A 19,389-nucleotide genomic window follows, 5' to 3' on the forward strand; every position below is an offset into this window, starting at 1 on the left:
ACCTGTGACATAACTTCGCTGAATGGGGCCCTGCAAAACCTGCTGTTGCGGGTTGGCGGGGTTGGGGGGTTTCAAGGACGCCATCGCCGGCAAGCCGGCTCCTACAGGTTAGAATTGCGGTGTTTTTAGAAGGTGGTTCGAACGCCGAACTGCACACTTCTACCCGGCGCCGGTGCAATGTCGCGCAAGATCGAGCTGGCATACCGCACAGTCTGGTTGGTCAGGTTTTCACCGTTCACGAACGCCAACCACTGACTGCCACCCATGTTGAAGTGATAACCCGCGCTCGCCCCCAACGTGGTGTAGCCATCGGTGCCACTCTCGTTGTCCGGCACTCGGCCTTGGCCCGCTGCATGTTCCACGTCAATGCGCGCCTGCCAGCGGTCCAGTTCCCACAGCAAACCGCTGTTCAAGCGCAGCGGTGCAATACGCGGCAACGCTTCGCCGGTGTCCAGGTTGGTGGCGCGGGTGTAGTCGCCCGACAACTCCAGCGCGAACTTACCGTAGGCGCTTTCGCCAAGTTTCCAGTGATCCTGGGCTTCGAAGCCGGCGAAACGTGCACGCACGCCGGAGTATTTGTACTCAGGGATGCCGCCTGCGTCTTCTTCACCTTCATCGTTCAGCGTGCGACCGCTGCCCAGCAGGCCTATGTAGTTGGAGAAGCGGCTGTAGAACACGCCGAAGCTGCCCTTGTGAGTACCATTGTCAAAGCGCAGTGCCAGGTCGCTGGACACGGCTTTTTCTTTCTTCAGGTTGGCATCGCCCAGCTCGTAGGTGCCGGTGGCGACGTGGGCGCCGTTGGCGTACAGCTCGTAGAAGGTCGGTGCGCGTTCGGTGTAACCCAGAGTCGCGGCCAGGGACCAGACCGGCGTGAGGGTGTAGACCGCACCGGAAGACAGGCTGCCGGCGGTGAAATCGTTGGATTTGTCGGCACCGGCAAAGCGTGCGTTGCCCTTGGCGTCCGGGTCGACGCTGGTGTGTTCCAGGCGGCCGCCGAGGCTGAGTTTCAGGCGTTCGGTGGCTTGCATTTCTTCGAGGATGAACAGCGCGCCGGCCGTGGTGTCGGTCTGCGGTACGAAGGCTTCTTCACCAAGGGCCGAGAATTCATTGCGGGTGACTTGGGCACCGACCACGCCATCGAGCGGGCCAATCGGCTGGTGACGGGCTTCAACGCGGGCTTCGTAGCCTTTGTTCTTGAAGATCGTGCCGGTCTCGCCGCCTTCGATTTCGCGGTGTTCGTAATCGGTGTAACCCGCGTCGAGTTTCACCGAGGTAAACGGGCCTTGCAGGTTGCGGATCTCTGACGCGAACGCGTAGTGATCCTGCTTCATGCGGATGCGCACGTCCTGCTCGGCCGGGGAGCCGTAGTTCGCGTCGTAATTGCTGTAGGACAAACCGGCATAACCGTCGTCCCAGGTGTAGGAACCGCCCACGGCACCGCCGTCCTGGCGCCCGTCGCTGTTACCCAGGCGGCCGTTTTTGCCCGGTGCGTCGTCGCTTTCCGGGGCGTGACGGCTGCGGGCCTGGCCGGGGATTTTCAGGTCGTTGAATTCCCGCGCATTGGCATCCAGGTGCAGGGCGAAGGTGCCGTTACCGGCTTCCAGCCTGCCCGCGCTGCTGCGGGTGGTGTCGGCGCCGCCGTAGCGCAGTTCACCGGCACCGTGGATGCCTTCAATGGCTTCGGTAGGGATACGGTTGTCGAAGGTGTTGACCACACCGCCGATGGCGCTGCCGCCGTACAACAACGCGGCTGGGCCGCGCACGATTTCAATGCGGTCGACGTTGACCGGGTCCAGCGGCACTGCGTGGTCGTAGGACAGCGACGACGCATCCAGCGCGCCCACACCATTGCGCAGAATACGAATGCGGTCGCCGTCCTGGCCCCGGATGATCGGCCGGCTGGCGCCTGGGCCAAAGTACGAAGAGGACACACCCGGCTGCTTGTTGAGGGTCTCGCCGAGGCTGCCTTTTTGTTGCAGGGTCAGGTCATCGCCTTCCAGCACGGTGGTGGGCGAGGCGAGCTGTTCGCTGCCCAACGGGTTGCCGGTGATGACTTGGGGTTGCAGCTCAAGCGCGTGGGCTTCGGAGCCGATCAACAGGGCGGCGGCAAGCGGGGACAAGCGCCAGAGAGAAGAGAGGGACATCGGACACATTCCTTGGCAAAACGACTAAAAGATTTGAAAGTTGTTGTTACAATATAACATCTCTTTTTCGTTGGGAACGGGAACTTTTTTCTTCGTGCTAAAGTGAGCGGCTGTATTTCTACTTTTTGTAAAAGGCCCGGCATGACCGCGACAAGCAATGACCCACTCCACGGCGTGACCCTGCAGCACGTCCTCACCACTCTGGTGGAACACTACGAATGGGAAGGCCTCGCCGAGCGCATTGATGTCCGCTGTTTCAAGAGCGATCCGAGCATCAAGTCGAGCCTGACGTTCCTGCGCAAAACCCCCTGGGCGCGGGAGAAAGTGGAAGGCCTGTACGTGAAACTGATGCGCACCAAACGCCCGCTGGATTGATTCGATGAAGCGGTTCGTGGCTGCAGCGGCGCTGGCCGGTTGGGCGGGGTTGGCGATCCAGCAATACCTGATTTTCTATTCGCGCTGGGAATCCGGTGCCAGCCTGTTGGGTGGGTTGATCAACTTTTTCAGCTTCTTCACCGTCCTCACCAACACCCTGGCGGTGGTGGTGTTGAGCTATGCGCGGGTGAGCCGTGATTCCGCCGCGAAGCGGTTTTTCCTCGCGCCGGTGATCAGCAGCGGCATCGCCGTGAGCATCCTGGTGGTAGGTCTGGCGTACAACCTGCTGCTGCGCCATTTGTGGCAGCCCGAGGGCTTCCAGTTCATTGCCGATGAGCTGCTGCACGACGTGATGCCGGTGCTGTTTTTCATCTTCTGGTGGCGGTGTGTGCCCAAGGGTGATTTACGCTTGAAGCACATCGGCGGTTGGGTGATTTACCCGCTGGTGTACTTCGCTTACGCACTGCTGCGGGGGGATCTGCTCGGGCAGTATCAGTACCCGTTCATTGACGTGAGCACCCTCGGCTATCCACAGGTGTTTGTGAATGCCGGGGGGATTTTGCTGGGCTTTGTGCTGATCGCGTTGGCGGTGGTGGGGCTGGATAAGCTGATCAAGCCCCGGCGCTGATCATTCCTCTTCGCTGCCGTCGGCGCGCCAGTAACCCACGGCCTTGAGGTAGTCCTCATTGACCTGATGCGTGTCCAGCAGCACACGGCGAACACGACGTGACAACTTGGTTTCGGTCGCCACGAAGCTGTATAGCGAGCCACTCGGCAGCGTCAGTTTCTGCACGGTTTCGAGCAGGTCGTCCTGGCCACGGATCACCCAGATCACTTCAACATCGGCAGCGCTTTGCAGCGTCTGCTTTTCTTGCGCGTTGGCGATCTCGACCACCGCCAGCACCTTACGCCCTGCCGACAATTCTTCCAGGCGCCGCGCGATGGCGGGCAGGGCGGTTTCATCGCCGATCAGCAGGTAGCTGTCGAAGATATCCGGCACGATCAACGAGCCCCGTGGCCCGCCGATGTACAGGTGCTGGCCGACCTGCACCTGCTCGGCCCAGGTGGACGCGGGGCCATCGCCGTGGAGCACGAAGTCGATATCCAGTTCGCCGATGCTCAGGTCAAAGCGACGTGGCGTGTAGTCGCGCATGGCCGGCTGCGGGCCGTCGCCCTTGATGGTGAAGGTCGGGCTTTCCAGCGCAGCCTGCTCGGCGGCGTTCTGTGGGAACAGCAGCTTGATGTGATCGTCGGCCCCCAGGCTGACGAACCCCGCCAGCTCAGGCCCGCCCAGGGTGATGCGACGCATGCGTGGCGTGATATCGACCACCCGCAGCACTTGCAGGCGGCGACGTTTGATTTCGTGGGTAACGCGATGGATGACTTGAGTATTCATTGGTCTTTCCCGTCGGCAATGGCTTGAGCGGTGCGATTGAGCAGCGCCGCGACACGAACGATTTCTTCCGGGCTCCAGCGCCCGTGGTGCGAGTGCAGGGCATGACGCAGGTTGTGCACCGCCTCGTGGATCTCCGGTGGGCGGTCATGGCCGCGCAGTGAACGCTTGCTTACATCGATGCGCATGCGTACGCCGTCCAGGGCGACCGCTTGCTCGCTTAAGAAGAGACGACCGGCGTCGGTGATTGTGTAGCGTTTTTTTCCGCCATCGGCGTCGCCCTGGATCAAATCGCTTTCTTCCAGGAAAGTCAGGGTCGGGTAGATCACGCCGGGGCTGGGGGTGTACGCGCCGTCGAACAGGCTTTCGATCTGGCGAATCAAGTCGTAGCCGTGGCAAGGCTGTTCGGCGATTAGTGCCGGCAGCAGCAGTTTCAAATCGCCGGGTGCAAATACACGGGGGCCGCGACCGCGGCCGGAGCGCGGGTCAAAACCGTCGCGTTGGTGAGGATGGTCTCGCATGGGTAGGCGCCTCTGTGTGTGTCTAGATATAACTTAAGATATATCTTAAGTGGCTGGCAAGAGCGTCCGACGGACGGCATTCCGTCACTCAGGTCGCTCGCGCGTGACGGCGAGATAAGCTAGAGCAACTACTCAAGTTAAGCGTTGAGTGGGTTAAGTCTAATAGATACGGTTGTTTTTTATTGGGTGTAATCCTATTCTTACGGATAAGCACGCAACTAAAGCATTCTCATTTAGTCTCGCGTAGTCTATGTCTTACAGCTATATTTTAAGTTTTGGCAAAATGCCATAACTTTCCTATCAGTTGTAGTGTTACAAGGCTACGCAACTTAGTGAATTCGCCTGCTTACTTTAAAGAACGTGAGCTGGATACTTGCCTGGCGTTGAACAAGTCGCTGACTTGCAATGCAAATAGTTGGAAAATATGTCGTTTTTCAACTGCTTCTAAGAACCCCTCTTTAGATGACAGGTAATCACCATGTTCAAGACACTCGCCGTAGCTGTCCCCTTCGTTGCGGTCGCCCTGAGTTCCTCCATCGCCATCGCTGCCGATGACGCACGTTCGTCCATCAGCATCACGGCCGATATTCCAACCAAGCAGTTCCACGCCCAGCCTCGTGACCCGAACTTCGGTAAAGACGAGACCATGAACTACAACCCTGTCAGCGGTGAACTCAGTTCCCTGCGGGCAACCTTCGATGTGAAAAACACCGACGGTTCGGTCAATGCGTACATCGAAGGCGGCCCAACCGCCGCTGCGCTGTACAACGGTTCGGACAGCATTGCCCTGACCAACACCTTCAACGGCGTGGTTCTGACGGGCACCTCGCAGGAAGTGGTCGATGATCCGCAGTCTACGCCCGGTACCCAGGCTGACCTGGTGATCGCTCCGGCTCGCCCGGCAGACACCCAGAACGGCCTGTACACCGCCAGCTACACCGTGATCTTCGACGCAGTACCACGTTGATTCCGGCGGGTGTGTAACCCCCAGGCCGCCCTGGCCATGGGGGTATGAAAAGACCGGCCGGCGCCTTCCTCCCCGAACGCCGGCCTGGTTCAACCGTCCCGACTGTCCGTACCGACGAGTATTCCGTCCATGTTTTCGATGACGCCAATTGCGGGCGCGCTTGCGCTCTTGCTGTGCGCCAGTGCGCTGGCCGCGCCAGCGACCCCCGGCACCACGCCCGGCAGTTTGTTATCGCAGTCCAAGGGACTGCCAGAAGATTTTGAACAACACTTTTTCGATGTGCCATTGGCAGTGCGCGTGGAACTGGATCAACAGTTTCTGGGCGAAGCCATGATTGTATTAGGACGCGATGATCGTATTACCCTGCTGCAATTCAATGATATCGGCGATAGCTCCGTCTCTGCCACCACCCGTGCAACTTGGGAGCAACTTCTGCAACAAGGTTTGCTGCTGGGAAGTTGCCAACAAAGTTGCCCGTCGCAACTGTTGGCCGTGCACTACAGCCTGGAAAACTCACTGGTGTCGATTTTCACCGAGAACGTCGAGCGCAACGCCCAGATCAAACAGTTTTATGATCAACCGGACACCGGCAGTCTTGGCCTGATCGTCAATAACCAACTGAACGTTACCGGCGGCGAGAACGAAGCTGTCGGCGGTCGTTATGGCCTTGTCGCCAGCTCCAGCCTCGGCAATTGGACCCAGGCGATGAACCTGCAGTTGTCCCGTATCGGTGGCACCGACACCACGCTGTACCACGCCATGCACGAGCTCTACACCCAGCGCGAACTCGAAGGCAACTTCGTGCGCCTGGGCTATTTCACTCCCGGCTCCAACGGCCTCACCCGGCAGATCCGCTCGTTCGGCGCCAACCCCGATACCGCCATGGGGCTGATGTATGGCAGCTCCGACAGCCTGGTGATCAACAATCCCAAGCCCAGCGTATACCCGGTGTACGTCACCGCCAGCCGCCAGGCCTCGGTGGAGATCTACCGCGCCGGCCTGCTGATCAATACGCAGCCGGTCGCCGCCGGCCTGCAAACCCTGGATACGCGGCCCTTGCCCGGCGGTATCTACGAAGTGGAAGTGCGCCTGATCGAAGATGGCCTCACCACCTCCACCACCCAGGAGCTGATCTACAAACCCAACAACTGGCGCAACCTCGACGAGCGCTGGCGCTATAACACTTTTGTCGGGCGCGAAAGCAAACTGCTGAGCAACTGGGACGAGCAGTCCAGCGGTTTCCTGACCTACGGCGCCGGCCTCAATTACTTGGCGCACCCACGGGTGATCCTCGGCCTGTCCACGCGCAAAGTGCGCGAAGCCATGCAATACGGCACCTCCATCGACTGGACCCTGGGCAACAGCCTCAGCCTGTATGCCAACGTCTACCAGACCCAAAACCACGGCACCGGCCTGGACCTGCAAACCCTGTATAGCTATGGCGCCGGCAGCGTGGTGTTCAGCCACAACCGCAGCTGGCTCGACACCACCAATACCTATGACGTGCTGCCGGACGGTACGCGCGTGCGTCAGCGCAACGTGTTTATCGGCCAGACCAGTAATACGTCGTTGTCCCTTAACCATCGCTTGAGCAACACGAGTTCGATCAACTCGCGGTTGTCCTACAGCCAAGGCAACATCGAGGGGATCGGTCTCGACCTCGGTTGGACCGAGCGCGGCACGCTCTTTGGCAGCGATGCCAACTGGCGCCTGTCGCTGTTCGACCGGCCCGCTACTGCCAGCACCGGTGACAACCGCAACCGTGGCGTCGACCTCAGTGTCAGCGTGGCCCTCGGTTCACCGGGCGAGCAGTGGTCGGCCAGTATCGGCACCCGCACCGCACGCGATGGTACCCGCGACCATAACGGCTCGCTCACCTATACCAAGACCCTTGAAGACCACCTGCTGCAAAGCGTCTCCGGCACGGTGCTGGCCGATACCTACGGCGTAGGTTTGTCCGGTCGCGCCAGCTTTCAGAATGATGCGCTCTACGGTGACACCTACGCACAGCGGTCGTCCTTCAACGGTCGCCTGTCCGGTGGCCTGAACCTCAGCAGCACCGTGGCGGTGGGCGGCAACAACGTGGTGCTCAGCAGCCAGCCACAAAATGGTGGCGCGGGCATGATCGTCGACGTCGAGACCGACCTCGACGACATCACCCTGCGTGCCGACGACCTCACCGGCGGCAGCACACGCCTGCGACCGGGGCGCAACTTTGTGCCGATCACCGCCTACAAGAGCAGCACCCTCGCGTTCGACTTCGACGGCAACCACCCGCCGGCCGCCAACATTCAGCCGCCACGCAGCAACTACCACCTGAACAAAGGCGGCGTGGAATACCGCAAGGTCAGCGTGATGCAGACGGTGACCGTGCTCGGGCGCCTGGTGGATGAAACCGGCCAGCCGCTGCGGGGCCACCAGGTGATCAACCACGCCAGCCGCGCGGTGAGTGAGGTGGATGGTTTCTTCTCGATGGAAATGACCGCCGGCGCGCCCACCCTGGAAGTGCGTCACGCCAACCAGTTGCTGTGCCAGTTCCGCCTGGACCCGAGCACCGCGCGGCAGGAAAGCGATGTGTTGATGATCGGCGATCTGCGTTGCACGCCGGACACCCTGGCGGATATCGCCGTCGCCCAACGTGCGGCGGGTTGATCACATGTTTTGGAGCCACTCAGTGAATACGCTTTTTCGGTTTTTAGCAGGCGCGTTGCTGGCGCTGTCGGCGGCGCAGGTGTACGCGGGGAACGTGGAGGTGCGCGCCGAATTCCGGCCCAACCCCGCCAACCCGATGGTCAACCGCTTCAAGAATGTGACGCCCAGTGCCGGTTACTGCGCCTATTTCGCCTACTTCTGTGATCCGAGTGGGTTGTTCAGCCTGATTATGCCAATAGGACCGGCCCGCCAGACCATTGGCGGGCCGGTGCTGGCCAATCATCCTGACCCGCGCCAGGGTGCGTATCTGAAGGTGCCCTCGGACTGGCGCAACGTCACGGTTACCAATGATCAGGGCGACGCCACGCAGTTGGAAGTGCGCATAGCGGGGATTGGCGGTCGGGCAGACCATTATGGTGATGTTGTGCAGATTACCGGCGGTGGCAATTACACCCATTTGTGGAGTTACGGCCGCTGGAGCAGCGCGCCGCCGCCTTGCCAGCATACCGGTGGCCTCAACGGCACCAGTTACTGGGTGTGGTTTTTCTGGCTGGTGCCGGAAAACGCCGGCGCGTGTGCCACTCAAGCCAAGTTCGACCTGACGCAGTTCGATTACGCCCACCTCGAATTCGCCTACGAGCTGCGTACCCCCAACCCATTGGCCATGCCTACGGGGACGTATCGCGGCAGCCATATGTACACCGTCGGCCCTGGCATGGACTTCGATTTTGGCGACAACGTACTGCCTAAAGAGAACCTGGCCGTAATCGACTTCGTGCTGGACGTCGACCATATCCTCAAAGTCGAAATCCCCCCCGGTGGCAACCGTATCCTGCTCGAACCCCAGGGCGGTTGGCAGGCCTGGCTGCAGAACGGGCGAAAACCCAGCCGGCTGTTCCGCGACCAGAACATCAACCTGTGGACCAGTTCGGCCTTCAAGATGACCCTCGAATGCCCCGAGCCCCTGGGCAACACCTGCAGCGTGCGCAATGCCGCGGGCGTGCAGGTGCCGTTGGACATTGCGGTGACGCTGCCCAATGGCATGAGCGACGCCGCAGGGCGCCCGGTCAACCGCCTGCCGTTGCGGCTCGATGGCAGCGGCACGGAGCTGTTCCAGCCCACGCACTACGTTGACCGCAAACCCAGCACCCTGCATTTCGAAATCAAGGCCGACGCTGTCGAGCAGATGCTCGACCACCCCGGCAGCACCTTCTCCGGCACCGTCACCGTGGTCTGGGATTCACAAGTTTGAAGCGCTTTTACATGAGGTTGAGTGAATGAAACGTTTGTTGATGCTGTGCGCCTTGTCGCTGTGTTCCCTCGGCGCCCTGGCCGGCCCGCAGATCAATGTGGGGGTGGTGTACGACTACCTCGCCGGCGATAAAAGTACTTACATGAAACGGGTGTTCAACGGCGGCACGTCCACTGCCTTCGTCAAGGTCAATATCCTCGAGATGATTTACGACGAAGACGGCAGCTACCGCGAAGTGCCCCTGCAAAACCAGGCCGGCGCCACCGCCCGCGATGGCTTGATGGCCAGCCCGGCCCGGCTGATCGTGCCGGCCAACGGCACCCAGGGCACACGGCTGCTGTTCATGGGCAACCGCGATAAAGAGCGTTATTTCCGCGTACGTTTTGTGCCGGTGGTGCCCCAGGCTGAGGATGACTTTGCCGTCACCGCAGACGAACGTGCTGAATATAAGGAAAGCCTCGCGGCCGGCGTTCGCGTGCTGGCCGGTTACGGCACGGTATTTTTCGTGCGACCGAAGCACACTCAGTTCAACACCCAACTGCAGGACGACGGCAAGCGCTACACCCTGCGCAACGACGGCAACAGCGTGGTGGTGGTCGATGAATTCAAGGACTGCGCCGCCGCGTCGCCGCAAGACTGCCGGCCGACCATTCGCCATCACATCCGCGCCGGGCGCTCATACGGGTTCGACAAGCAACCGGGCCGCGAATACCGCTTCAGCCTGGTCGAAGGCGAGGCAACCCGCAAAATCGAGGTCAAGGGGTGAAGCCATGTACAGAATAATTGCGCTGGTCGTTCTGGTGATGGTGCTGGGCTTGTCGATATCCCGGTTGGAAGCCGCCGTCGAGCGCGAGACATTCGAGGTCTCGGTGACTATTCCCACCGCCGACTTCTACGTACTGCCCGTGGACCCGCAACTGGTGCAGCGCGAGCAAAAGCTGGCCTACAACCCGGTGAGTTCGCAACTGGCCACGTTGCGCGCACCGTTCGATGTGAAGAACGTCGGCGGCGCGATCGGCGCGCGGCTGGACCAGGAGGCTTACCTGTTCAACGGCACGGATCGCGTCGACCTGCGCGTGACGTTCAATGAGGTGGTGCTGGGGCTGGCGCAATCCGAAGTGGTGTCCACCGCCGACGCGCGGCCGGGCAAGCGCGTCGGCCTCGAAATCGCCGCGATCAAGCCGGCTGACGATTATCGTCCGGGCCATTACTCCGGCACGGTGCACATGGTGTTTGATGCGATCGCGCCGTAGAGGCCTACGAATGGGCTGGGAGGTTTTCTTCCTTCAGGCGGTGGTCGCCAGCCAGTCGGGCAAACGGCGTTCGATCAGTGAATCGTGCGGGCCTTTAAGCTTGGCGGATGACCTTGTGTTGTAGTCAAGGCCATCAGCCTATGGCTGGCCGGAAGGTACCAGGGATTAGATAGTTAGGTCGTCTTCAACCAATTGAACCGTTGGCCCAGAGGGCGGCGGGGTCACCGGGCAGTTCGGCGCGAGTGCGGTGAACTGCCCGTAGGTGTAGTCCAGCGCTTCGGTGGTCAGCACGTCGCCCACGGTCCAGGTCTCGGTCCAGGGCGCGGTTTTATCCGCGGCGTGAAACACCAGCCTGGCCTCCAGGTCCAGGTCCGGCCAGCCGGCTTGCGGCAGGTACGGCTCAATGGTCGGGTGCTGGCGTTTCCAGCGTTCCCACAGCAGGTCGAGGTAGCAGTGATGCAGGAAGAACACCGGGTCATTCGGCGAACTGTTGAACCCCATATTGCCGCCCACCCAGCGATGCACCGGGTCGTGCAGCATGCCTTCGCAGAAATTCAGCCAGGTATCGGGGCCGCTGGCGTAAGGGGTTTTGGACAGGGCGGCGGTGACCTGTTCGTTATCGGGCAGGTGCGCGCCGGCTTCGTTGCCAAAATCACGGCGCAAACCGGGGTCGCCTGCATCCTCGTCCCATACCCTGACCTGGAACTGACCAGCCTGTGCCGCGAAGGGGCCGGTGACCACGCGAAAGTTCTGCTCACGGTCGCCATTGCCACCGAGAAAGGTCGGGGTGAAGGGATCGTTAGGACCGTTCAACGTCCAGTCCCAGAATGGCAGGGTGATGCTGGTGTCATTGGCCGCCGTTTGCAGGGCGCGTTCGAACTGGCGCAGGAACACCCGATGCCAGGGGAAAAACAAGGGACTGCGGTGCGGCATGGGCTGGAACTGGTCGGCGCCGCCCATGGCGTTTTTGTGCACCTGTACAAAGTCGTCGTAACGGTTTTGCTGACCGGGGCGCAGCACACTGGCGGTGTCGTTTTTCAAGCGCAGCACGGCTTCGACTAACGTGGTTTTTTGCTCGCGAGTCATATTGCGATGGTTGATCCGGATATCCATGGAGGGTCTCTGATAGGAGGGATGTGGACTCAATCTAGAAACCCGGGCGGGGGAGCGCCATCGGCCAAGTTGCTGCTGTGTGTGGGAGTTCCACGCCAGCATCGGTAAGCTTGCGGTGAGGTAATTGTGTAGTGCGGGGTAGGGAGGCGACAGCGTTAGGGTGGCGGTTTGAATGTCACCGAGAACTGAGTTGATGACCGTTTCCGCTACGTCCTTGCGACACCTTCGTATCCAGGAGGTGCTGGCGCTGTTTAGTGATCCTCCGGCCCTGAACGACGTCGCTAACGACAGTGTCCAGGCCTACCTGGACCTGCATTTCGCCGGGCGTCACTATGCTGCTGACCACCTGGTTGTCGCGGCACCCAGCGGGCCTTATCGATCACTGCCTGACTGGGTATTGCAGCGCCTGGCCGCCGCACGTCCGACGCTGCTGGTGGAGCAGTATCATCAGGTGTTCCAGCGTGTGCGCGAGAGCTACGTGTCGGTCGGTCCGAGCCTTGCCGAGATTGAGTCGTTGATCAATCATTGCGGAGCCACGCTGCTGACGCTCTATGGTCAGCGCCTGCAAGCCTGGTGGCGTGAAGCGCTGCCGGTGGAGATGACGCGCTGGGGCTATCTATCGGACGAGCTGTTGGAGTTGCTTTTCGATTCCTCCCCCCCACCGGGCATGGCCCGGCAACGCTTTGACGCGACATTCCCCAGGGCACAACTGCACGCACGTCGACCCGATCGCCTGTGGAGTGCCCGCAGCCCGACGCTGCGTGTGCAAACCGTGCATCTGCAGCAGCGGGCGCAGATGTTGCCGCTGTTGTTGTTCAGTCAACCGTCCCAAACGAGCTATTGGCTGTTCAGCCCGGCCAGCGGCGTGCAGGCGCTGGCTGACCTCGATGCGTTGCAAGCGTTGTTGCCGGCTTACACCGGCCAGAGGGGGGCGTGGTTTACCGCCGAGGTCCAGGGCGATCCCTTTGATGCCTTGGCCGCCAGTTATTTGCAGCGCCAATTGCACGACATTGCCAGCCTCAACTCCCAGGTGCCACGCCTGCTGGAGGACTATCAAACGCAGTTGGGCATGATCACCGACAGCCAGCGTTGGTTTGTGCGCCCGCTGAGTGATCGCCAGCACGACCTGCAAGACAAGTTGCCGCTGTGGCTGCTGCATGCCGATGCTGACGCGAGCATCGCCTATGCGCAGTTGCTGCAGGCCTTGATACTCGACCGCCAGCAGCACGGCACAGCGCATTTTCTGGACGCTATCCCCACCCTGAAAGGGTACGCCAGCGAGCAGCTGCAAACCTGCCTGCGCAATGAACCCAAGGCGGCCCACCTCAAACCGGACGACATCACCCTGACCTTCGAGCGCGTGATCGCCGCCGCAGTACCGGTGCCCGGCGGCTTCGTAGCGGGCGAGGTCGAGCGTGTCGAGGTGAGCCTGACGCAGTTGGCCCTGGAAAACCTGGCCGGGTTTCCCTACACCGCCAAGGCCATCAGCCCGGCCGGCTTGAGTTATGACAAGCTCAAGGCTTGTGTGACGCGCATCGACGTCGGCCAGACCTACCCGGCCTTGCTGAAAAAACACCTGATCGATGACCTGGCCGAAGCGGCCCGCCGTCGCCAGCGTTTCGGCCAGCAACTGCGCATTCAGCTGCCGATGCAAGCGTTGGAGTGGCAGATCAAAGGCGAGCATGGCCTTACCCACGAAGGCTTTCGCCGGCTGCGCGCGGCACTGCAAGCCACAGCCGCGGCACGTCAAGGCATGGCGTTGTGGCCGTTGGCATTCAAGGCCACGGCTCGGTCGATGGCGGACACGGTGGCGAATGTGTTCATCGTTGGCCCGCAACAAGGTGCCGGCGGCTGCCACTTGCTGTACCGGCCATTGTTCGAGCCGCCGTTACTGGAATTTGCCACGCTCGACGCCCTGTTCGAAGCGATCAAACAACCGGGCGCGGTGCAGGAGAGCGTGTTGACCTGGATAGAACCTCGGCGCCAGGCGATATACGCCAATGGTGGTTTTCGCGAGCCGCATGTACGGCACTTTCTGCCGGGCGACGAGTTCAGCCGTTATGACACACCTGCACCCGCCCAGTTGAGCAAAACCGTCTCCAGCGGCGACCCGGCCTGGCAGCTGTTTACCGCCACTGCCCAGGCGTTGGTGGCACTGGCCGACCGTCAGTCGGTGTCGAATGCCGAGCAACGCTGGGCCAGTATCAAGCGCATCGGCTGGCTGCTGTTCGGCACGCTGCAACCCCTGTTGAGCGGCCCGCTGATGCTCGTCGGTTGGCTGGTGCAGGTGATGGACAGTGCAGGGAAAGACATCGCCGGGTTGCAAAGCAGCGATCCACAAACTCGCAGTGCGGCGATGCTGGATGTACTGGTGAACCTGATGGTGATCATCGCGCACCAGGCCACGCCCCATGATGTGCAGCAGCATCTGGACCTCGAGCACGCGGTATTCGAACCCAAGGATGACCCCCCCAGCGTGCCGTTCAGGCGGATTCCGACGCCCGCGCGATTTGTCGCCCCTGCCGCCTGGGCCAATGCCCGTGATGTGCTGACACAGCCTATGCAAACTCGCCTGGACGCATTGAGCCTGCGCACGTTCCAAAAACCTTGGCCCAAGACGCTGCCGGGCGCTCAGCAAAGTGGCGCTTGGCAAGGCTTGCTGCGGGTTCAGCAACAGTGGCAGGCGCTGGTACGGGGTCAGCTTTTTCGCGTGCGCATAGAACAGGGGCGGGTGCGGATCATCAGCGCCGATGGCAGCCGCCAGGGGCCGTGGCTTAAAGCCGAAGGTGGCGCAAGCTGGGATCTCGATCTGCAACTGCGCTTGAGCGGCGGCGCCGACCCAGTGCACGCCACACCGGTTGACCGCCAACAGCTGGAAGCCCAGTACCAGCAAGCCGTTGTTGAACGTACGCGGTTGCAACGCGCCATGGAAATTGCACGCAATCTATTGCAGCACCTCCAGGAAACGGGCGACGAACAGCAACGCAATCAGGCTCAGGCCCGCTACCGCAAGGCGCTGGAGGACAAGGCCCGGCAATCCATAGCCGAGTTGGGCATGCTGCGGCGCTTGCGCGAGCTGGCACCACGACCACGTTATGAAGCGGAGCTGAGTCAACTGTTGGAGTCCATCGTGCTCACCCTGCAATTGATCGACATCCAGATGAGCACCGAGGTGCGACAGGCCAACGCTCGGGTAGTCCCGTTGCTCAAACGTTCCGACGAAGGCGGCGACGCCCAGGCCCATGCCGCGCTGAACCAGGGCATGCGCACGCTGGCGGCCAGTTATGATCAGGCGATTCACTGGCGCAGCCAGGAAGACCGCTACCTGAACGCGCTGCAGCAGGTACCTCGGTTTGGACGCGATAAGGCGGCTGCGCTGATCGCCGAAACGCCAGTACGGCCCTCTTTGCTGGACCTGCAGTCCCTGCAATTGAGTACCTTGTGGGGGCTGGCCATCGACGTGCCGGGGCCTGTGTTTGAGGACAATCTGTTTGAGCGCATGTCCGAAACCATCGTGCGCGCACGTTGGGCCAGCCGTTCGCTGGCAGAGTTGGCGCAGGTGCAGGCGAGCGATGCCGAACGGATTGAGCTGCTCGACAGCATCGACCACGTCTTCGCCCAGACTGATGACCAGATCGAATTCTGGCGCGCGATGGAACCGGAAAAGTTCGAGCTGGATTATCTTGGAAAACTTCAGCAACTGCTCACCACGCTGCATGTGCAGGTGGAACGTGACCTGACGGCATTACTGCGGCCTGTGTCACCTGACGTGCCCAAGCCCAAGCCCGCTCCTGTTCAGCGCAACAAGAAGATCATTCGTATGCGCAACCGTGATCTGCTGGTGGCCCGTACGGAGTCGCAGAACAGCACCGCGGCACAGCTGACGGATGCCAGTGGGAGTGTGATCGGCACCTTCAACGAGGCTGATGACGGCGTCTGGGAAGAGGCGCCGCCAACGCGGGTGCCACGTCCCGACCCCGAATTGGGCAGCCTGTTGAAGAGCGCCGGCACGCTGTTGCAGGAGGTCGAAAGCACCATCGCCAACGTCGACAAATTAGCCGCCCGCGCCAATGACCTGGCCTCCCTGCAAGACCTGCTCGAAGCCGAAGCGCGTCGACACCTTTGGCTGGCCAACAGAATCCGCGACAAATTGAACCGCGAGGGCACGCCTCGTTTGGCAGCGGTGCAGCAAGCCAATGCCCGCACGGCCGAAGCGGGTCTGCGCAAGGCGGTGACGCGGCTGAACGAGGCAGGGCTGGCTGTGCGGATTCGCGCCACGTGCGACAACGTGTTGACCCTGGACGGCCTGGTGTTTCTGCATCAGCACAATCAAGTCCGCATTGTGCGGGAGGGGCCACGGGTCATGCTCAAGGGGCCGCCTGTGGATTACTTGCAGGTGTACCGAGTGGACGCTGTGCAGCCCCCAAAAGTGTTGGCCTATGCCCACTTCCATTACGCGCGAGCTCAGGCGCTGGACGACCATTTCAGTGCCGGCCATCTGAAAACCCCCGAACAGAACCGTCTGGGGCGAAAAGCCCAGGCGCGTGCCGAGTCTGCGGGAGGCAGGGCGCTGGAGATTCATCGCTCGGCCATTGGACTACCCCTGGCGCGGCGGGTGTTTTTCAGCGTCGACTAATGGGCCGGGCACGCATTGCGTGTGCTCGCCAGGCTGCAAGTACGGCAGCAGGATCGACGCCATGCCCTTGAGCACCTGTACCGGCAACGCCGAGGTAAAGGTGAAGTGTTCGGCGGACTGGCCGGGTACAAACGCGGTCAACGTGCCGAAGTGGTGCTCGCCTAGGTAGAACACAAAGGTCGCGGTGCGGTTGATGGATTTCGAGCTGAGAATCCGCCCACCCGCCCCAATCGCCTCGATACGATTGTCACCAGTGCCGGTCTTGCCGCCCATGGCCAGGGGCGTGCCGTCGGCCAGTTTGAAACTGCCGGCGACGCGTTTGGCGGTGCCGGCATCCACCACCTGGGACAGCGCGCCGCGCAAGGCCTGGGCCACCTCGACCGGCATCACCCGCTTGCCCGGTGCCGGGTCGTTGACCATGCGGGTTTCGTAGGGAGTATCGGCGGCGAAGTGCAGGCTGTCGATGCGCAACACGCGGGGCCGCACGCCGTCATTGAGGATGATCCCCATCAGCTCCGCCAACGCGGCAGGGCGGTCGCCGGAGCTGCCGATGGCGGTGGCGAGCGACGGCACCAGGTGGTCGAAGGGGTAGCCCACGTCTCGCCAGCGCTGGTGAATATCGAGGAACGCCTCGATCTCCAGCATGGTGCGGATGCGGCTGTCCCGTGCGCTTTGATGGCGGCTCTTGAACAGCCAGCTGTAAACCTCCTGGCGTTCGAACTGGCTGGCCTTGACCGCGTCGGTAAAGGTCGCTTCAGGATGGTTGAGCAGGTAACCCAGCAGCCACAGGTCCAGCGGGTGCACCTTGGCGATATAGCCTTGGTCGGGCAGGTCGTAGGTGCCGGGGCCGTAATCCTTGTAGAGTTTTTCCAGGCGTTCATCGGTGAGCTTGACCGTGGTTTTTACGCCGGTCATGTGGGCGCGCACGAACAGGTTGAAGCTCGCCTGGCTGGCATTCGGCAGCAAATAACGGTGTACGGCAGCCAGGCGGATCGGCGTGGGGCGCAGGCTGTCGAGGAAGGTTTCCAGGCGCGCCTGGGTGTCTTTTTTCTGGTACTTCTTCCAGAACTTGCGCAGGAAGGTTGTGCCTTCACGGTCGGCAAACCCGGCGAGGTATTCCTGGCGGCGCGGGTCGCTATCGTCCTTGAGCAGTTCGGCGCTGTTGTTTTCACCGGAGTAGGTGACATAGCGCACCACATCGCGCATCAGGCGAATGAACGGCAGGTTGATCGACTCGCGCAGGGCGTCGCGCAAGGTCGGTTTGCGGCCGTTGTCCTGGCTGCGAAAGTTGTGGAAGGTGTGCAGGCCGCCGCCGGTGAAAAAGCGTTCGCCGGGGTTGGCTGAATACGTGCGGTCGAGGGCCGCATCGAGCATTTTTGCCAGGGATTTGTCCGGTGCCTGGAGCAGGTAGTCGAGGGCCCAGCGGCTCAAGCGGTCCTGGTCGTCCACGGCGACTCTCTTCAGTTCGGCGGGTGCCTTTGCCGCGTACTTGTCGTGCAGTTCGCTGATGATTTGCAGGTAAGTCGTGAGCACACGCAGCTTTGCCGTGGAACCCAGTTCCAGTTTGCTGCCTTCGTTGATGTCAAAGGGTTGGTCGGTGTTGTCGGTCTGCACACGCACGCGCGAGCCGTCCGGCGTCAGTTCGAACAGGGTGAAGCTGTAGCGCACTTGCGCGGTGCTGGCAGGGGTGAGCAGGCGCTCACCGAGCAGGCCGACCTGGCGCGCGTATTCAGGGTCGGCAAGGTGCTTGAGGTAGTCGGTGGCCTGGCTTTGCAGTTCGGCTTGCAGGGTGGAGGTCGCGGACAGGTCCAGGCGGTCCAGGTCATACAGCGGGCGGTCGAGCAGCGCGGCGAGGCGGCTGCGTGCGACGCTGATGCCCTTGTTGGTTTCGATCGGCTGGATCGTGGGCTGTTGCGCCCAGTCGCGATAAGTGACCTGGCTCGCCAGTGCGGCCTGCAACAACGCCGGTTCGATCACGCCATTCTGGGCCAGCAGGCGCAGGTGGCTATCGGTGAGTTGGGCGAGTTCTTCGCGGCCTCTGGCCAGGTAATGCGACGGTCGACGCTGGGCGATGATCAGCGACAGCACCTGGCGCAACGCCAAGCCTTGCGCCGCGTTGACCGGCCCGGTCAGCGCCTGGTTGACCTGGTTGAAATCGGCGCCGTACCACACCCGTAAACCTTCGGCCATGCCATGCACTTCTCCATGGCCGGGCACGGCGGACAGCGGCACGCTGTTGAGGTAGTCGCGCAGGATATTCTGCCGTGCAGGCAGGGTCTGCGGCCCATCGTGATAGGCGCGCACGGCGGCGGAAAACATCTGCCGCAGTTTCTCGCCGCCCGACAGGGTCAAGCCATCCGGCGAATGGCGGTATTTTTCCAACTGGGTCGCCAGGGTACTGCCGCCGGCACTCTGGCCCGGCAGGTGTAACAGCTTGGCCACTTGCGACCACGCCGCCTTGGCAAACCGCGGCCAGTCCACGGCAGGGTTGGCCTGGGGTTGGGCGGGATCGAGCAGGTCGCGGTTTTCGATAAACAACAGGCTGTGGGTCACCAACGGCGGGATCGCGGCGAAGCTGGCGTACAGCTGTTGCGGGTAGTTGTACTGATACAACGGCACTGCACGGCAATCGGTGATCGACAATCCCGCCTGGATTTTTTCCGCATAGGGCACAAAAAATCCCTTGGCGCTGTAGTCCATCAATTCAGGCGAGAAACGTGCCTGGGCCTCGATCACATACCCGCGCTTGAGCAAGCGCGGCAGGAAACTATCGAGGTCGCTGTAGCCCAGGCGGCGGTCGAATGGGCCGGTGCCGGGGTAGGCAATGGCGTCACTGGGGCCGGGTTTGACCTGATAGGTCAGGTCGCGGGCCAGGCGGCTGAGTTCCTGGGCCTGCAGGCGTGAGGTGCGCATTTCTTTGGCGGCTGCAAACCCCAGGGCAATCAGGCCCATCAGCACAATGAGCCAGAACAGGCGGCGGGCGTAACGGGGCCGGGGTTTGTTTTCGGGTGACGGCGCTGGGTCCGAACTGCCTTGTACTTTCGCAGCCTTGCTCGATTCGGTTTGCCACAGTGCGCCCATAG

At 61.7% G+C, this 19,389-nt stretch carries 13 protein-coding genes; 8 read left to right on the top strand and 5 right to left on the bottom strand.

From position 1 onward, the window contains the following. Positions 1-125: 125 nt before the first annotated feature. On the bottom strand, positions 126-2,144 hold the full coding sequence (locus tag ACP7EW_RS10540; RefSeq protein WP_426216894.1) for a TonB-dependent receptor: 2,019 nt from the start codon (positions 2,142-2,144) through the stop codon (positions 126-128). Between the two features lie 141 nt (positions 2,145-2,285). Between ACP7EW_RS10540 and ACP7EW_RS10545 the strand changes: the two genes are divergently transcribed. Then, the gene (locus ACP7EW_RS10545) at positions 2,286-2,519 is read left to right on the top strand and encodes a VF530 family DNA-binding protein (RefSeq protein ID WP_016977534.1); all 234 of its coding nucleotides are present in this window, start codon (positions 2,286-2,288) and stop codon (positions 2,517-2,519) included. A gap of 4 nt (positions 2,520-2,523) precedes the next feature. After that, positions 2,524-3,147 (top strand): Pr6Pr family membrane protein, encoded by a 624-nt coding sequence (locus tag ACP7EW_RS10550; RefSeq protein WP_426216897.1) that lies wholly within the window; start codon positions 2,524-2,526, stop codon positions 3,145-3,147. Here ACP7EW_RS10550 and ACP7EW_RS10555 read toward each other — a convergent pair whose 3' ends face one another. After that, the gene (locus tag ACP7EW_RS10555) at positions 3,148-3,915 is read right to left on the bottom strand and encodes a siderophore-interacting protein (protein WP_426216899.1); all 768 of its coding nucleotides are present in this window, start codon (positions 3,913-3,915) and stop codon (positions 3,148-3,150) included. Continuing rightward, positions 3,912-4,433 (bottom strand): PadR family transcriptional regulator, encoded by a 522-nt coding sequence (locus tag ACP7EW_RS10560; protein WP_426216901.1) that lies wholly within the window; start codon positions 4,431-4,433, stop codon positions 3,912-3,914. Before ACP7EW_RS10560 ends, ACP7EW_RS10555 begins: the two co-directional genes overlap by 4 nt. Positions 4,434-4,911: 478 nt before the next feature. On the opposite strand from ACP7EW_RS10560, the gene ACP7EW_RS10565 reads away from it, so the two are divergent. From ACP7EW_RS10565 to ACP7EW_RS10585, 5 genes are all read left to right on the top strand, one after another. Continuing rightward, complete coding sequence (locus ACP7EW_RS10565) at positions 4,912-5,400, top strand: CS1 type fimbrial major subunit (protein ID WP_426216902.1); 489 nt, start codon at positions 4,912-4,914, stop codon at positions 5,398-5,400. Between the two features lie 129 nt (positions 5,401-5,529). Beyond that, positions 5,530-8,052 (top strand): CS1-pili formation C-terminal domain-containing protein, encoded by a 2,523-nt coding sequence (locus tag ACP7EW_RS10570; protein ID WP_426216903.1) that lies wholly within the window; start codon positions 5,530-5,532, stop codon positions 8,050-8,052. Between the two features lie 22 nt (positions 8,053-8,074). After that, complete coding sequence (locus ACP7EW_RS10575) at positions 8,075-9,304, top strand: hypothetical protein (protein ID WP_426216905.1); 1,230 nt, start codon at positions 8,075-8,077, stop codon at positions 9,302-9,304. Between the two features lie 25 nt (positions 9,305-9,329). Next, a complete protein-coding gene (locus ACP7EW_RS10580; protein WP_426216907.1) occupies positions 9,330-10,070 on the top strand; it encodes a molecular chaperone in 741 nt (246 codons plus the stop codon). A 4-nt stretch (positions 10,071-10,074) separates the two neighbouring features. Next, a complete protein-coding gene (locus ACP7EW_RS10585; RefSeq protein WP_426216909.1) occupies positions 10,075-10,557 on the top strand; it encodes a CS1 type fimbrial major subunit in 483 nt (160 codons plus the stop codon). A gap of 165 nt (positions 10,558-10,722) precedes the next feature. Here the strand turns inward: ACP7EW_RS10585 and ACP7EW_RS10590 are convergent, their stop codons facing one another. After that, on the bottom strand, positions 10,723-11,670 hold the full coding sequence (locus ACP7EW_RS10590; protein WP_426216911.1) for a tyrosinase family protein: 948 nt from the start codon (positions 11,668-11,670) through the stop codon (positions 10,723-10,725). 193 nt (positions 11,671-11,863) lie between these two features. On the opposite strand from ACP7EW_RS10590, the gene ACP7EW_RS10595 reads away from it, so the two are divergent. Beyond that, complete coding sequence (locus ACP7EW_RS10595) at positions 11,864-16,306, top strand: hypothetical protein (protein ID WP_426216913.1); 4,443 nt, start codon at positions 11,864-11,866, stop codon at positions 16,304-16,306. On the opposite strand, the gene ACP7EW_RS10600 is transcribed toward ACP7EW_RS10595, so the two are convergent. Then, a complete protein-coding gene (locus ACP7EW_RS10600; protein ID WP_426216915.1) occupies positions 16,268-19,387 on the bottom strand; it encodes a transglycosylase domain-containing protein in 3,120 nt (1,039 codons plus the stop codon). The two genes, ACP7EW_RS10595 and ACP7EW_RS10600, sit on opposite strands and share 39 nt — an antisense overlap. Positions 19,388-19,389 lie beyond the last annotated feature (2 nt).

Source organism: Pseudomonas sp. DWRC2-2, assembly GCF_049897885.1.
Classification (GTDB): Bacteria; Pseudomonadota; Gammaproteobacteria; order Pseudomonadales; family Pseudomonadaceae; genus Aquipseudomonas; species Aquipseudomonas azotoformans_A.

Bases quoted from the DNA above. Each gene is read 5' to 3' on its own strand.
- ACP7EW_RS10540 (WP_426216894.1), bottom strand. From the start codon at position 2,144: ATGTCCCTCTCTTCTCTCTGGCGCTTGTCCCCGCTTGCCGCCGCCCTG.
- ACP7EW_RS10545 (WP_016977534.1), top strand. From the start codon at position 2,286: ATGACCGCGACAAGCAATGACCCACTCCACGGCGTGACCCTGCAGCAC.
- ACP7EW_RS10550 (WP_426216897.1), top strand. From the start codon at position 2,524: ATGAAGCGGTTCGTGGCTGCAGCGGCGCTGGCCGGTTGGGCGGGGTTG.
- ACP7EW_RS10555 (WP_426216899.1), bottom strand. From the start codon at position 3,915: ATGAATACTCAAGTCATCCATCGCGTTACCCACGAAATCAAACGTCGC.
- ACP7EW_RS10560 (WP_426216901.1), bottom strand. From the start codon at position 4,433: ATGCGAGACCATCCTCACCAACGCGACGGTTTTGACCCGCGCTCCGGC.
- ACP7EW_RS10565 (WP_426216902.1), top strand. From the start codon at position 4,912: ATGTTCAAGACACTCGCCGTAGCTGTCCCCTTCGTTGCGGTCGCCCTG.
- ACP7EW_RS10570 (WP_426216903.1), top strand. From the start codon at position 5,530: ATGTTTTCGATGACGCCAATTGCGGGCGCGCTTGCGCTCTTGCTGTGC.
- ACP7EW_RS10580 (WP_426216907.1), top strand. From the start codon at position 9,330: ATGAAACGTTTGTTGATGCTGTGCGCCTTGTCGCTGTGTTCCCTCGGC.
- ACP7EW_RS10585 (WP_426216909.1), top strand. From the start codon at position 10,075: ATGTACAGAATAATTGCGCTGGTCGTTCTGGTGATGGTGCTGGGCTTG.
- ACP7EW_RS10590 (WP_426216911.1), bottom strand. From the start codon at position 11,670: ATGGATATCCGGATCAACCATCGCAATATGACTCGCGAGCAAAAAACC.
- ACP7EW_RS10595 (WP_426216913.1), top strand. From the start codon at position 11,864: ATGACCGTTTCCGCTACGTCCTTGCGACACCTTCGTATCCAGGAGGTG.
- ACP7EW_RS10600 (WP_426216915.1), bottom strand. From the start codon at position 19,387: ATGGGCGCACTGTGGCAAACCGAATCGAGCAAGGCTGCGAAAGTACAA.